Source organism: Streptomyces durmitorensis (assembly GCF_023498005.1).
GTDB classification, from domain to species: domain Bacteria; phylum Actinomycetota; class Actinomycetes; order Streptomycetales; family Streptomycetaceae; genus Streptomyces; species Streptomyces durmitorensis.
The window spans coordinates 1-11,789 of sequence record NZ_CP097289.1 but is presented as its reverse complement, the minus strand read 5'-3'; the positions used below and the strand labels follow the sequence as shown (position 1 = coordinate 11,789).

Sequence of the window (11,789 nt, the reverse complement as noted above, 5' to 3'; positions counted from 1 at the left end):
GTAGCGCCGTGCTCGTTCGTCCCGCTGGAGCAGAGGACCCGCGCCTTGCGGCCCAAGACGGCGCTGCACCGCCTTGATGCTGGTCAGCGTCCCGCCGGTGCGGGACGGCGGAATCGGGAGGGATGGGTGCTCGGCGAAGTGCTGCGGGATGGCGTCGTGCGACGCCGCGCCGCCCGGGTCGGTGATCCGGTGCAGCCCGACCGGGGATCGAATCGAGCGCGACAGGTGGGCGGCGGGTGGGCAGACCACCGAGGTTCAAACAAGCGTATTAAACGAATGTCTTGTACGTGTGTATAGATCTGCTCTACGGTGAAGCCATGGATACCGACATCGCCAAGCGATCCGCGCTCACCATCGACGGCCGCACACTTTCCTACATGGACTTCGGCGGCACCGGCCGCCCGCTGCTGGCCCTGCACGGGCACATGTCCGAGGGCCTGTCGTACGCCGGTCTCGCCGCACGTCTCGCCCCAAAGTGGCGGGTCATAGCCCCCGATCAGCGCGGCCACGGCGAGTCCGGGCGGGCGGCCGACTACAGCCGGGAGGGCTACCTCGCCGACCTGAAGGCCCTCATGGATCACCTGGGTCTGGACCGGGCGGCGCTCCTTGGCCACTCGCTCGGCGCGATCAACGCCTACCAGTTCGCAGCCCGCCACCCCGAGCGCGTCACCGCGCTGATCAATGCCGAGGGATGCGCCGAACTCGGCCTGGACGGCAGCAATCCGCTGGCGTTCGTCCTGAGTCTGCCGGAGGGCGGCGCCCCTGACCGGGAGACGTTCGTCGCGCAACTCGGCCCGTTCGCACCGCACTTCGAGTCAGCCGTGCGTGAGCGGCCGGAGGGCGTCTGGGGCCTGCACTTCCACCCCCAGGACATCTACGACTCCGAGGACCAGGTGCACGGCGACCACTGGGCCGACTGGACCGGCTCCGCCTGTCCGGCGCTGCTGCTACGTGGCGCCAAGGGCGGCGTCCTGCCGGCGGAGCAGGCAGAGCAGATGGTCACCCGGCGCCCCGGCACCCACCTCGTCGAGCTGGAGACCGACCACTTCGTCTACGCCAACGACCCGGCCGCCTTCGCTACTGCGGTCCGCGGCTTCCTCGACGCGGTCTGACACAGGCCCGCAGCCGTCCCCGAGACCAAAGGCCAGCGGATGGTGGGCGGCCTCTGGTTGAGCGCTTTACGTCCTGAGTGCTGTAGTTGGCGAATCCCGCCAACTACAGCGCTCGGTCACAGTGTGTGACTGAGCGTTTCAGTTGGCCCCTGAGCGTTGCACTCGGCCCGGCTGAGAGTGACGGTCGGCCTGGGCCGTTCGAGGGTGGGCTGAGCTGGGGCTGTGGCAGGGCTCAAGCCCGCCGTCCCCACTCCATAGCGCGGCCGATGAGTTTGGATGTCGCGGCCGGTCCAAGCTTGTGACGCCTCAGGAAGGGAACCGCCATGCCGGAGCTTCTCGTCGACTTCATCACGTCCCTCGACGGCCATGCCTCGGGAGAGGGGTGGCCCGGGTTCTGGGGCCTGGAGGGCCCGGAGTACCTTGCGTGGCTCGGTGAGCAGCCCGAGGTCACCTACCTGATGGGAGCAAACACCTACCGTCTGATGTCGGGTTTCGCCGCAGGCGAGGTCCCACATGGCCAAGACGAGTTCAGGCCCGAGGAAGAGGCGTCCGTCGACGAGCTCACGCAAGCGTCCAAGGTGGTGTTCTCCTCCTCGCTCGAGGAGGAACTGAAGTGGGCCAACTCCACGCTCGTCCGTGACGATGCCGTCGAGGCGGTCCGGGCCATGAAGTCCAGTGGCTCGGGGCTCCTCAGTACGATCGGCAGTCTTAGCCTGTGCCGGTCCCTGCTGCGAGCCGGACTCGTCGACCGCTTCCGGGTCGTGATGTTCCCGGTGATCACCGGGGCCACGGGTGAGGAACGCATCTACGACGGCTATCCGGACGTTGCCCTGGAGATGATCGGGCACCGCACCTTCGACGGCCGCATCCAGCTGGTCGAGTACAAGCCTCGCGTGCTTGAGCACCCCCCGCTCGACGTCCCCGCGTGACCTTGCCTTGTCCGCCGTTCGACTGCCCGCCAGGCCGGCGCTGGCGGGCGCGAAGCAAGACCTAGGAGTGCAGTAGGCGAGGTAATGCCCTGTTTCGGGCTCGGAGTTGGGTGAGGGGACCTGGCCAGTGGGGTGGATCGTCGATCAGGTGCGGGGCTGTGCGAACAGGCCGGGTTCGGGTTCGGTGAGGACGCCTCGTGTGACCAGGCGCTTGAGCTTGGACCGGATGCCTTCGGTGTTCTTCGGGATGGTCGGCAGGTCGAGGGCCCCGCACAGGTCGCGGGCCCGCAACGGGTGACCCGCGACAGGGGCAGCCATCATCGCGGCGCCGAGGAAGGCACCAGCCCCATCCAGCTGGCCTCCGCATACATTTCATGCCCCGACAGGCGGTAACTGGGCCCCGCACTCACCTGCAACCGGACCCCGTTCTCGCTTACGAAGCCACTTGTCGGACCTGCGAGTTCGGGCCACGGTCCGGACGCATCGGCAGAGGTTCACGTCAGGTCGTCGCCGAGGGTCGGTCAGGAACCTGCTGGTCAGTACAGGGCGATCACGTCGACGACGATGGCCCGCCTGGAGATGTAGGCGTGCACGTCCCGGGCGGGCAGGTCGAGTCCGACTCGAACCGCCCGAGCCAGGTTGGTGTGGGAAGGAGGTGGGCAGCGCGCGCCCGTACGTCGCGCGTAAGGGCGCTGCCCATGGATATGCCAGGTCAGGAGGTGTACAGGTACACCTTGGCCTGGCTGCCCTTGCCGAGGTTCCAGTCGAAGGACTTGTCGGTGCCCACTCCGCAGGCCGACTTCTTCCTCTTCTCGTCGTTGCGGGGGTTCGTCGCCTTCACCCGGGCACACTTGCCGTCCATCCTGGTGTCCTTGACGTGGCCCCGAACGTGGACCTTGCCCCTCTCACAGGTGATATCCCACTCGGCCTTGCCGCCGGGGACGGTGACCTCGTTGCCGGTGTCCGGGCATGCACCCATGACCGACGAGCCGCCATGGGGTGTACTGCTGGTGGCCGTGGCGGTCCCGGCGCTCACGCCGCCGGCCAGGAGCAAGGCGGCCGTCATGGACGTGACGAGTCGTTTGGTTCGCATCTGAGCTTCCCCCGTTGTGTGCCGTCTGGTCAGTTTGGGGCGGCACATCTCCCCGGTGGCATCGGCTGATGCACGTGGCTGACTTTTCCACCGTGCCCCGGCGGAGGTCATCGTGTTTCGGGCGTGCCCGAAACACTCAGAGTGCAGTACCTGATCTTCCGTCCGGCTTGTCATCGCTCACTGGTCGAACCCGTGATCACAGCACGGAAGGTCGCGCATCCGTCGGTCAGCGGCCACCAGGGCAGATACGCGATGCGCAAGACCGTGAACGCGATCTTGTACCAGAACCGCAGCGGCTGCCAGTGGGACCTGCTGCCCCACGACCTGCCGCCTGCCGGGGCAGTGAAGTACTACTTCTACAAGTGGCGCGACAACGGCACCGACCAGACCATCCACGGCCTGCTGCGGTGGCAACTACGGGAGAAGAAGCAGCGATTGGCCGCCCCGAGCCTCAGTCGCCGAATCGAACCGGGCGGCACCAAAGCGGCTGTGTGCTGTGGCAGAGTCGCGGAGAGCTGTGAGAAGGGCGTCGAGTAGGGATTCAGTGAAGGTGGTGCCGCGATGGTCGATGTCGGTGCCGGGGGCCAGGCCGGCCAGGTGGGCCAAGCAGGCATCGCGGTCGACGTCGGCCAGGTGGGCCAGGCAGGAGGCGTGGTCTGGGACGTGGATGCCGCGGCAGCCGACGGGGTCCTCCGCGATGGCGCCCTGGCCACAATGAGCCAGGCAGGCGGAGTTTGGGACGGTTGGGACCTTGGGTGTGCCACGCCCAGAAGGCGATCCGTCACGGCCGGGTAGCTGCCGCCTTCGCTGCCGTGGCTGCAGCACTGGAATCCTCGCTGCAGCACTGAAGGACGCACTGAAATGAATCGTGCGCTCCCGCGAGGGGGGCATGCCCAGGAGCATCACGCACGCGGGCGGACAGTTCGCGCCCCTGACCGTCGACACCGGTGCGCGGGACGGTCGTTGCGCGCAACTGTCCGCAACGCGCTCGAGGGGTCAAGGGCCGCTAGGACGTGCATCAAAGCGGATCTTGGTGATGGGCTTGCCTTACTCCAGAGGTAATCGCCTCGACCGACTTGCGCTGGCAATGTCGGTGATCTCACCACGTCGACAGGGCGTGGACCTGGAGGGGAGAGGTCTGCCATGCCTATAGCCGCACCTACAAACACGCGCACGGTGGTTGAGGAACTGCTGCGCAGGATCGGCGAGGGCGACCCCGAGCGCATCTCCGAGCTGTATGCGGAGCGGGGCGATTGGAAGCTTGACTGGCCGGAGGCCGAGCACGGCCGCACTGCCACGCCGTGGATCCGTCACCGGTCCACCCGAGCCGACGCAGCCGCCCACTATCGCGAGCTCGCCGAATGCCACATCCCGGAACACGTGGCGACCGAGGTCGAGTGCATCCTCATCGACGGAAATGAGGCGGTCGTGCTCGGCGAGATCCGCCAGACCGCCCGGCCGACCGGACGTGCCTATCGCGCGCGGTTCGCCCTGCACCTCACCGTCGAAGACGGCCTTGTCACTCGGCACCATGTCTACGAGGACAGCCTTGCTGTCGCCCAGGCGTTCGAGGCGGAGAGTCAGTAAACGGCCGTAGGGACGATCGCGTATGGCTGCCGGGCCGGCACCACCTTGAGGGCGACGATCCGGCCCCGGCCCCGGCCCTGGTCAGGAGGGCTCGGTGAGAACCCACAACTCCCAGACTCCGGCGGCTCGGCACTCGTAGGCGCGTACGCCGTTCTCCAAGTACCACCGGCCGCGCTCATGACAGCGGTTCTCCTCGGTCGGAGGAAAATCCGCCACGTGGTGCCAGCCCGGCCCTGCTGCCGGCGTGGACTGTGCAGGCGTGGGTGCGGGCGCGGAGGCCACGGCCGCTGCGCCGTGGCTCGCCACCAGCAGCGATGCGGCCGCAGCCGCGAGGAGAACGCGTTTCATGGTTCGCATGGAACGCATCCTTCCGCAGCCGGCGGGCCCACATCGATGGAGACCGCTCCGCCTTCCCCCGATTGGCCTAAAGGGTGATGCGGGCAGTCAGGGCAGCCAGGGCGCCCAGGTGTGCAACGTCGGCTGCGAAGGCAGCCAAGCGCCCCCTCATACCCAGCGGATACGAAGTGACCTGGCACCGCGCCGCAGCGCCGACCGCGCCGCGGCCGGTTCATGCCCGAGGAGCGGGCGTGCGACGTGCTGGGGCTTAGCTGGCCCTGAGTCATCAATCAAGGCAGCCTTAAGGATCACAGTTCGGGGCCGGCAGCGGGGGAGTGGCGCCGCACGGACGTCTACGTTCGATCTTGTGAGTTACCAAGCAGCCGCCCCGGACCCGTCCACGTACCCCGCGCTCTCCTCCTACCTGACGCAGACTTCGACGCGCGCGTCGCAACGACGTTCGCGTACGGCGTTGGGAGTGCCGCGCCCGATGGACGGGCTGACACACGTGGCATCCACCCCGGGCAGAAAGGGAAAGGGACACCACCGCGCGACCGCCTCCAAAGGCAGACAGCCTCGGTCCCGCCCCCATGCCCGCCATGGCGCGATCAAGCCCAAACGGGGCTTCCCGCCGCTCTCCTACGGCTATGCGTCCGCGGCGCTGCTCGCTCTCACCGCCGGGCTCCTAGCCCAGTCCCACGGCCACCCGGCCCCCGCCAGTCCGCACGCCGCGCCTCCCGCTCGGCAACCGCACGCTCCCGGTCACGGGTCTTCGCCCGTACCCGACAAGGCACCCACCGCGCCCACCCCGCCCAGCAAGCCCGCACCACACCCAAGACTCCCGGGGAGCGCCGAGCACGACGCCCCGCCTGCCCGCTCGCATCAGGCAGCCGGCAGCGCAGCCGCGTCGAGCGTGCTGCACGTGGGCAGCACAGGCACCTCGGTTCGGCAGTTGCAGGAGCAGTTGGGCCGACTACGTCTCTACACCGGTCCCGTGGACGGCTACTACAGCCACGACGTCGCGACCGCGGTCGCGCGCATGCAACAGGCACGCGCCATCAACGAACCCCTCGGCGTCTACGGCCCGGGCACCCGCAACGCCATCAGCACCGCGGCGATGTAATTCTGGCTCCCCTGTGCCAGGGCTGCTGAGCAGAGGATCGGCGATGAGCCCCGGGCCTCGTCAGCCGCCGTCGCCGACGCACTGGAGACGCGAGCGCGGGAAGTGGACCGCCGGATGCCCCGCTGAGCGGCACCGAACCGCAGAGCTTCGTCCGACGACGCCGCCGACCCTCAACCCCCGCAGCGCCCAAGCATTCCCGCGGCACCGGCGCCCACGGTTGAGGCGGGCCCGGCCAGGGAGGGGAGCCCTCGCGGCCGGTACTGCCCACCCCCAGCCTCCTCGGAGCCGTCACCCGGCTTCTTCCACGAGCCGTTCGCGAACTGCTCCGCGCTGATCCAAAGCCTGGTGGTGCTGGGAGACCAACTCCTCGCGGCCTGCGCCCAAGACCTCGCGCTCAAGGGTGCGCTCACCGATTCCTGTCGGGCCTCACCCATGCACCACCTGGGCCTCAACTCCTACCGGCCCGGGCACGGCGCCGACATCGCCAACAACGTCGACTACGCGATGTCCCCGCACATCGACCACGCCTACTTCACCGTCGAGCTCCAGGACACGCCGGGCCTGCAGGTGCAGGACGAGGACGGCACCTGGCTCTCGGTTCCCCTGGTCCCTGACGCGGTGTTCGTCTCCCTTCCCGACTACCTGCAGCGGGCCACGAACGGCGTCTACCGTCGGGCGACGCACCGGGTCGGCACGGTGAGAGCCGGCCGCATCTCCATCCAGTACAAACACCGCCCCGACTACAGCACCGTCGTCGCACCGCTGGCGCCGTGCACCAGCGCGGACACCCCGGCCCGCTACGCGCCGTTCGACACGGGCACCCGGTACGCAGCCCTACTCCAATCCCTCCTGAACCGGTACAACCGGTAGAACCCGCCCCCGCGCTCTCGGCGTGCAGTGTTGCTGACACACCGCGGCGAGGAGGAAGTCACCGCGGAGCGGCATTCCGGCGCCCGGGAAGCCTCCCACCGGATTGGGGGCGCTGTGGTTGCGGCGATGCACTGCCGCAGGCCCCGCAGATGATGGTCCTTGAGCTCGACGCCGAAGGCCCGGGACGGGACACCGCCGTACTCGGCCATGCCGTCGCCGATCACGCCTCCGAGGTGATCGGCGACGGCCACAACGCCCTTGGCCAGCCCCCCCGAATCCCCGGATCGGCGGTGTAGCGGTGATGCCGATCAGGCTCGCGAGCCCGGCGTAACTGATGCTGCCAAGGGAGCCACCGAACACCTCGTCAAGCCGACGTGAGCCAAAGGCCATACACACACTGCAGAGGGCTGCCCCGACTTCGAAAGGAGCTTCAGCGAACGGCTGGGGGACGACGCCCGTGCCCTGACGGCACAGGTTCGCGGGGTTGCTGGTCGTGGCGGTTGGATCTGCGGCGGTGCAAGGATGACCACCAACCGCGCCGGGGCCGGAAAGCCATCAACCCATTGCCGAGAGCCCTGGCTTCATGGCCCCAGAGCGCAGACGGGAGCTCCCATGTCCGGACGGCCCGATGACGAAGTCCCGCGCATACCCATGACCGCCGAGGAGATCGAGACAGCCCACCTTGTCGCTCCGCCCAAGCTCAACGGCCAGGTCACGCTGCGGGAGTACGACCCGCGGTGGCCCGCGGTCTTCGAGCAGGAGGCCGTCCCCATGAGTGAGCGCCTCGGCCACGTCGACCACCGGATCGAGCACGTCGGCTCCACCTCCGTGCCGGACCTGCCCGCCAAGCCGGTCATCGACATGCTCCTGACCGTCCCCGATCCCGGCGACGAGGCGTGCTACGTACCGGCCCTGGAAAACCTTGGCTTCACGCTCGTCATCCGAGAGCCCGAATGGTACGAGCACCGCGTTCTGCGCAAATACCACCTCGCCCCAGGCGTCGAATCGGCCAACCTGCACGTCCTGCCCGAAGGCTGCCAAGAAGCCGTCCGTATGCTGCGCTTCCGCGACCGGCTGCGCACCGTCAGCAGCGACCGCAAGCTATACGCCGACGCCAAACGGTCACTTTCCCTGCAGTCCTGGGAATACATGCAGAACTACGCCGACGCCAAGTCCGAAGTCGTTGCGGAAATCCTGGAACGGGCGATGGCGGGTGAGAGTTCCAGGCCGGACGCGTAGCGAGTCGGATTCGGCCTCAGCCATGACTCCAGGAGATCAGCGTTCAGGACGGCATGATGATCTACCGCATAGAGTGACCCTGCACCTGGCTGGTCTGTATGAGGGCTTCCGGCGGCGAACGAATGAGGCTGCAATGAGTGAACTGACGAAGCCCGAGATCGACCTTCCGGAGGGTGACGCTCCCACCGAACTGACAATCCGCGACCTTGTCGTCGGGGACGGGCTTGAGGCGAAGCCGGGCAGGGTTGTCCGGGTTCACTACGTCGGGGTCACCCTCGAGTCCGGAAAAGAGTTCGACACCTCCTGGGGCCGGGGCCAGACGTTCAAGTTCGCCGTGGGCGGTGGCAAGGTCATCAAGGGCTGGGACCGCGGTGTCAGAGGGATGAAGGTCGGCGGCCGGCGCGAGATCATCGTTCCGCCGCGCCTCGGTTACGGCAACCAGTCACCCTCGCCGTTGATCCCGGCGGGCTCGACACTCGTCTTCGTGGTGGATCTGTTCTCCGTCGCAGTCTGAGGCCTTCTGCTACCCGGCTCTCCGTCCGGAACCAAGGCCGGGAAACACTCGCCGGCCGACGCCCTCCGCCGGGATCGACTGCGGGGCGCTGCTGACCGCGGGTTCAGCCTGGAGGGGGCTCACGAGATCAGCCTCACGGCCCAGCCCGCGCTGCACCGGGCGAGGTCGGCAGCACAGTCGCCTTGGTGCACGACGTCGCCCGGCTCGGTCGGCAGAGGCCGGCCGGCCTCCAGGTGGAGCAGGACGAGGTGGAAGGCACGCTGCCACTCCACCCGCCAGGACGCGTCGATGTCCTCCAGCTGCTCGCGCCGCTCGTCCGACATCGCCCCCGCCGACGACTTCACCGGCAGGCTCTCGGCCCGCCGCTGCTCGATCTCCTGCGCCTTGCGGGCGGCGGCCCGCGCGTTCTTCAGCCAAATCCCCACCCGATAGCCCTGATGCGCGGCGTCCAGCGGGGCCAGCAGGTGCCCGTTCACCTCGGCCCATCCACGCGCCGCCGCGAGACCTTCCTCCCACGCGACGTCGAAGTGCGACCACACCATGCCTAGCTTGTCCAGCTGCTAGATGCGGTCCTCGTTCATGTCTCCGCGGGCGTAGAAGCGCCGGTTGTCGGCGATCCACTGCCCGAGGGGGAACGCGGCGAGCGAGGCCAGCCACCCGCCTGGTCCTCGCCACCGGGCACACGGTAGGTGAAGGGCACCTTCAGGTCGCCGTGCTCGCGGGCGTAGATGACGGCGGCCTCGACGCCGCGCCGCCAGTGCTCGTGGTCGGGGTTGAGGACTCGCAGGTTGATGAACGCTGCCAGCTGCGCCGGGTCGCGCGGCACGGAGAACTTCAGCAGCTCTCGCGCGGACGCCGACGGGCCGCCGGACCCGTTCCCCTCGCCCGGCTCTCCTGGCCCTGCGCGGCCTTCTGGACGGGCTTGTAGTGGCTTGGGACCTGCTGTTCGGCGAGCTGTTCCACTACGCGTGCGTCGTGCGCCCAGAGCGCTTCCAGCAGCTTCGCCAACCCGCCGCATGCCCGGGAGGTGAGCATGTTGTCCGCTGTCTCGCCCGGCCCGAGCAGCACTGGCACCATGAACAAGGCGACCTTCCCCTCGCCTGGCTGCATCCGCAGTGCCCGTCCCACGGCCGGGACGAGGCCGGGCATGGAGCCGCGTACGTCGGCGAAGTAGACGGAGTCGCAGTTCTTGGTGTCGACGCCCTCGCGCAAGACCTTCACCGAGCTGAGGAAGCCCTTCTCCACGACTGTGCCGTCCGTGGCGATCCCGGCCGCGAACGCCTCGTCTTCCTTCACCACGTGATGGAAGACGAACGTGCGTCAGAAGCCTTCCTCGGACGACGCCTTGAGCAGCGCGGGCTGCAATCCGGGCCCCACGGACCTCGTCCGAGCGTCCCTCAGCACCCAGGAGCTGCGCAGCCTGGAGCTGGGTGTCGGTGATGTCCACGCACACCACCTGGTACGGCGCGCAGATCCCCCGGCCGATGGCCTCCGACAGCATCAGCGTGTAGCAGCGCGCGCCGAACTGCCCGTCCGGGCTGTCCTCCATGCTTGCGACCAACTCGCCCGGCGCCCCTCGGTATCCTCGTCCCCGAGCTGCCACAGTCGGGGCGTGGCCGTCATGTAGAGGCGACGCAGGGACGGGATGCGGGTGTGTCGTGGACGACAGCCCAGGGCTTGCCCAGCCGACCCGACGTTCGGTGCGCCTCATCGACCACGATCAGCTCCCAGCCCGGGAGGCCTGCCTTGTGCGCGCTCCAGGGTGCCGAGCCCGAGGGACGCGTACGTGGCGAACACGGTGACCTTGTCGAACAGCCGGGCCCAGTCGACCAGTTCCTTCACGTCAGTGGTGTTGGGGAAGGTCACGTCCTCGCCCTGGAGGGACGAGACCCCGATCATCGGGCCCGTGTGGCCGCTCTCACGCCACGCGGCCTCGGTCTGGGCGAGCAGGTCCAGCGAGGGGGACGAGTACCAGCACACGGCCTGCGTGGAGCTTCTCTGCGCTGCGGGCCGCGACCCGGGTCTTCCCGGACCCGGTGGCCATGACACCTGAGTCCGGAGTCCTCGCTCAGGCACAAGCGATCTTGCAGGCAGTTCGAGGGCGCGCACGACCGCGTCAATGGTCTCTCGCTGGGCTGCCTCGCGTTGGTCAGCGTGGCCTGTGATGGACATGCTTCGCCTGCCTTCTGCTGGGGTGTATCCGGTTTAAGAGGGGCCGTGAGGGTTGTGGTTGGACTGACGTGGCTGGCTGCTCTGCCCGTCATGGTCATCGGTACGGCTGTGGGATGGATCTCGATAATCCTTCGGAGCGGGCCTGGCGGATAGGCTCTGATTCCAGAGTCTATCCGATACTGAAAATGAAGCATGCTACCCTCATCTGATCGACACTGTTTCCTGGGAAGCACCCCGGGCACTCGGAGAAGCATGAATCGCGACGCAGTCATTCAAGCCGCTTCCGACGGCGACAGCAGTCCAGTCCTCATCCCGCTCCTGTGCCTCTTCCTGATCATGGGGCTTGTGCAGGTCATACGGCCTCAACTGCTTTGGAGGATGAACAGAAACATGCAGAGAGGGTGGGTGAAGGATCCGGATGCGACCGAACCCACTAGTAAGGGGTACGCGATGAAACGAGCGAGCGGGGTGCTGGTCCTGGGATTCGCCATATGGATGCTGGTGCAGCAGATCTGACTGGAACTCACGAACCCCCCAGCCCCTTCTGCTGCTAGGCCGTTAGGCCTGTGAACACCCGTCAAGGTCCGCCAACTAAAGCGGGTCGGGTGGGTGCTAGATCGGAGGCCCTGGAGGCGAAGCCGGAGGGGCCGTTGGGTGGGGAGCGAAGCGGACCCACTGGGCCAGAGCGCAGCGAGGCCTGCACTCCGGAGCTGCAGCGGTGCACTCCGGGAGCGCAGCGGACGGAGTGTCACCCGCCTTGCGCAGCAAGGCGGGTGAGCGTGGGGCGCAGCCCCACGCCAGCGCTCCCGCGGGC

The 11,789-nt window shown here is 68.0% G+C and carries 17 protein-coding genes and 1 pseudogene; 10 read left to right on the top strand and 8 right to left on the bottom strand.

Annotated features, from left to right (window positions below; genetic code table 11):
* The first annotated feature begins 317 nt into the window (after positions 1–317).
* A complete protein-coding gene (locus M4V62_RS00090; RefSeq protein WP_249585104.1) occupies positions 318–1,112 on the top strand; it encodes an alpha/beta fold hydrolase in 795 nt (264 codons plus the stop codon).
* A gap of 323 nt (positions 1,113–1,435) precedes the next feature.
* Positions 1,436–2,041 carry a dihydrofolate reductase family protein gene (locus M4V62_RS00085; RefSeq protein ID WP_249585103.1) on the top strand — a complete coding sequence of 202 codons (606 nt, stop codon included), beginning with the start codon at positions 1,436–1,438 and terminating at the stop codon, positions 2,039–2,041.
* 144 nt (positions 2,042–2,185) lie between these two features.
* On the opposite strand, the gene M4V62_RS00080 is transcribed toward M4V62_RS00085, so the two are convergent.
* Both M4V62_RS00080 and M4V62_RS00075 read right to left on the bottom strand, forming a co-directional pair.
* Positions 2,186–2,362, bottom strand: coding sequence for a hypothetical protein (locus M4V62_RS00080; protein WP_249585102.1), 177 nt, complete (start codon positions 2,360–2,362; stop codon positions 2,186–2,188).
* 391 nt (positions 2,363–2,753) lie between these two features.
* Positions 2,754–3,134 carry a hypothetical protein gene (locus M4V62_RS00075; protein ID WP_249585101.1) on the bottom strand — a complete coding sequence of 127 codons (381 nt, stop codon included), beginning with the start codon at positions 3,132–3,134 and terminating at the stop codon, positions 2,754–2,756.
* Positions 3,135–3,326: 192 nt separating this feature from the next.
* On the opposite strand from M4V62_RS00075, the gene M4V62_RS00070 reads away from it, so the two are divergent.
* Positions 3,327–3,671 (top strand): transposase, encoded by a 345-nt coding sequence (locus M4V62_RS00070; RefSeq protein WP_249585100.1) that lies wholly within the window; start codon positions 3,327–3,329, stop codon positions 3,669–3,671.
* Between the two features lie 606 nt (positions 3,672–4,277).
* Positions 4,278–4,721 (top strand): nuclear transport factor 2 family protein, encoded by a 444-nt coding sequence (locus tag M4V62_RS00065; RefSeq protein WP_249585099.1) that lies wholly within the window; start codon positions 4,278–4,280, stop codon positions 4,719–4,721.
* Positions 4,722–4,802: 81 nt separating this feature from the next.
* Here the strand turns inward: M4V62_RS00065 and M4V62_RS00060 are convergent, their stop codons facing one another.
* The gene (locus tag M4V62_RS00060) at positions 4,803–5,078 is read right to left on the bottom strand and encodes a hypothetical protein (RefSeq protein WP_249585098.1); all 276 of its coding nucleotides are present in this window, start codon (positions 5,076–5,078) and stop codon (positions 4,803–4,805) included.
* Between the two features lie 901 nt (positions 5,079–5,979).
* On the opposite strand from M4V62_RS00060, the gene M4V62_RS00055 reads away from it, so the two are divergent.
* From M4V62_RS00055 to M4V62_RS00035, 5 genes are all read left to right on the top strand, one after another.
* Entirely contained in the window at positions 5,980–6,180 is a 201-nt protein-coding gene (locus M4V62_RS00055; RefSeq protein ID WP_249585097.1) for a peptidoglycan-binding domain-containing protein, read from the top strand.
* Between the two features lie 345 nt (positions 6,181–6,525).
* Positions 6,526–7,050, top strand: coding sequence for a 2OG-Fe(II) oxygenase family protein (locus M4V62_RS00050; RefSeq protein ID WP_249585096.1), 525 nt, complete (start codon positions 6,526–6,528; stop codon positions 7,048–7,050).
* Between the two features lie 149 nt (positions 7,051–7,199).
* Positions 7,200–7,346, top strand: coding sequence for a hypothetical protein (locus M4V62_RS00045; protein WP_249585095.1), 147 nt, complete (start codon positions 7,200–7,202; stop codon positions 7,344–7,346).
* Between the two features lie 316 nt (positions 7,347–7,662).
* Positions 7,663–8,289 carry a GrpB family protein gene (locus tag M4V62_RS00040; protein ID WP_249585094.1) on the top strand — a complete coding sequence of 209 codons (627 nt, stop codon included), beginning with the start codon at positions 7,663–7,665 and terminating at the stop codon, positions 8,287–8,289.
* Positions 8,290–8,422: 133 nt separating this feature from the next.
* A complete protein-coding gene (locus M4V62_RS00035; protein ID WP_283779054.1) occupies positions 8,423–8,803 on the top strand; it encodes an FKBP-type peptidyl-prolyl cis-trans isomerase in 381 nt (126 codons plus the stop codon).
* 119 nt (positions 8,804–8,922) lie between these two features.
* Here the strand turns inward: M4V62_RS00035 and M4V62_RS00030 are convergent, their stop codons facing one another.
* The 5 genes and pseudogenes from M4V62_RS00030 to M4V62_RS00010 form a co-directional block, all read right to left on the bottom strand.
* On the bottom strand, positions 8,923–9,345 hold the full coding sequence (locus M4V62_RS00030) for a helicase associated domain-containing protein (RefSeq protein WP_249585093.1): 423 nt from the start codon (positions 9,343–9,345) through the stop codon (positions 8,923–8,925).
* 35 nt (positions 9,346–9,380) lie between these two features.
* The gene (locus M4V62_RS00025; protein ID WP_249585092.1) at positions 9,381–9,629 is read right to left on the bottom strand and encodes a helicase associated domain-containing protein; all 249 of its coding nucleotides are present in this window, start codon (positions 9,627–9,629) and stop codon (positions 9,381–9,383) included.
* Positions 9,630–9,637: 8 nt separating this feature from the next.
* Entirely contained in the window at positions 9,638–10,099 is a 462-nt protein-coding gene (locus M4V62_RS00020) for a hypothetical protein (RefSeq protein WP_249585091.1), read from the bottom strand.
* A gap of 411 nt (positions 10,100–10,510) precedes the next feature.
* The gene (locus tag M4V62_RS00015) at positions 10,511–10,783 is read right to left on the bottom strand and encodes a hypothetical protein (protein WP_249593230.1); all 273 of its coding nucleotides are present in this window, start codon (positions 10,781–10,783) and stop codon (positions 10,511–10,513) included.
* Positions 10,784–10,802: 19 nt separating this feature from the next.
* Positions 10,803–10,847, bottom strand: a pseudogene (locus M4V62_RS00010) (hypothetical protein); the annotation flags it as partial.
* Positions 10,848–11,167: 320 nt separating this feature from the next.
* On the opposite strand from M4V62_RS00010, the gene M4V62_RS43690 reads away from it, so the two are divergent.
* Entirely contained in the window at positions 11,168–11,491 is a 324-nt protein-coding gene (locus tag M4V62_RS43690) for a DUF6199 family natural product biosynthesis protein (RefSeq protein ID WP_347276977.1), read from the top strand.
* Positions 11,492–11,789: the final 298 nt, after the last annotated feature.

Coding starts and splice junctions, on each gene's coding strand:
- M4V62_RS00045 (WP_249585095.1), top strand. CDS start 7,200: ATGATGGTCCTTGAGCTCGACGCCGAAGGCCCGGGACGGGACACCGCC.
- M4V62_RS00040 (WP_249585094.1), top strand. CDS start 7,663: ATGTCCGGACGGCCCGATGACGAAGTCCCGCGCATACCCATGACCGCC.
- M4V62_RS00065 (WP_249585099.1), top strand. CDS start 4,278: ATGCCTATAGCCGCACCTACAAACACGCGCACGGTGGTTGAGGAACTG.
- M4V62_RS43690 (WP_347276977.1), top strand. CDS start 11,168: ATGCTACCCTCATCTGATCGACACTGTTTCCTGGGAAGCACCCCGGGC.
- M4V62_RS00090 (WP_249585104.1), top strand. CDS start 318: ATGGATACCGACATCGCCAAGCGATCCGCGCTCACCATCGACGGCCGC.
- M4V62_RS00075 (WP_249585101.1), bottom strand. CDS start 3,134: ATGCGAACCAAACGACTCGTCACGTCCATGACGGCCGCCTTGCTCCTG.
- M4V62_RS00085 (WP_249585103.1), top strand. CDS start 1,436: ATGCCGGAGCTTCTCGTCGACTTCATCACGTCCCTCGACGGCCATGCC.
- M4V62_RS00080 (WP_249585102.1), bottom strand. CDS start 2,362: ATGATGGCTGCCCCTGTCGCGGGTCACCCGTTGCGGGCCCGCGACCTG.
- M4V62_RS00035 (WP_283779054.1), top strand. CDS start 8,423: ATGAGTGAACTGACGAAGCCCGAGATCGACCTTCCGGAGGGTGACGCT.
- M4V62_RS00030 (WP_249585093.1), bottom strand. CDS start 9,345: ATGGTGTGGTCGCACTTCGACGTCGCGTGGGAGGAAGGTCTCGCGGCG.
- M4V62_RS00060 (WP_249585098.1), bottom strand. CDS start 5,078: ATGCGAACCATGAAACGCGTTCTCCTCGCGGCTGCGGCCGCATCGCTG.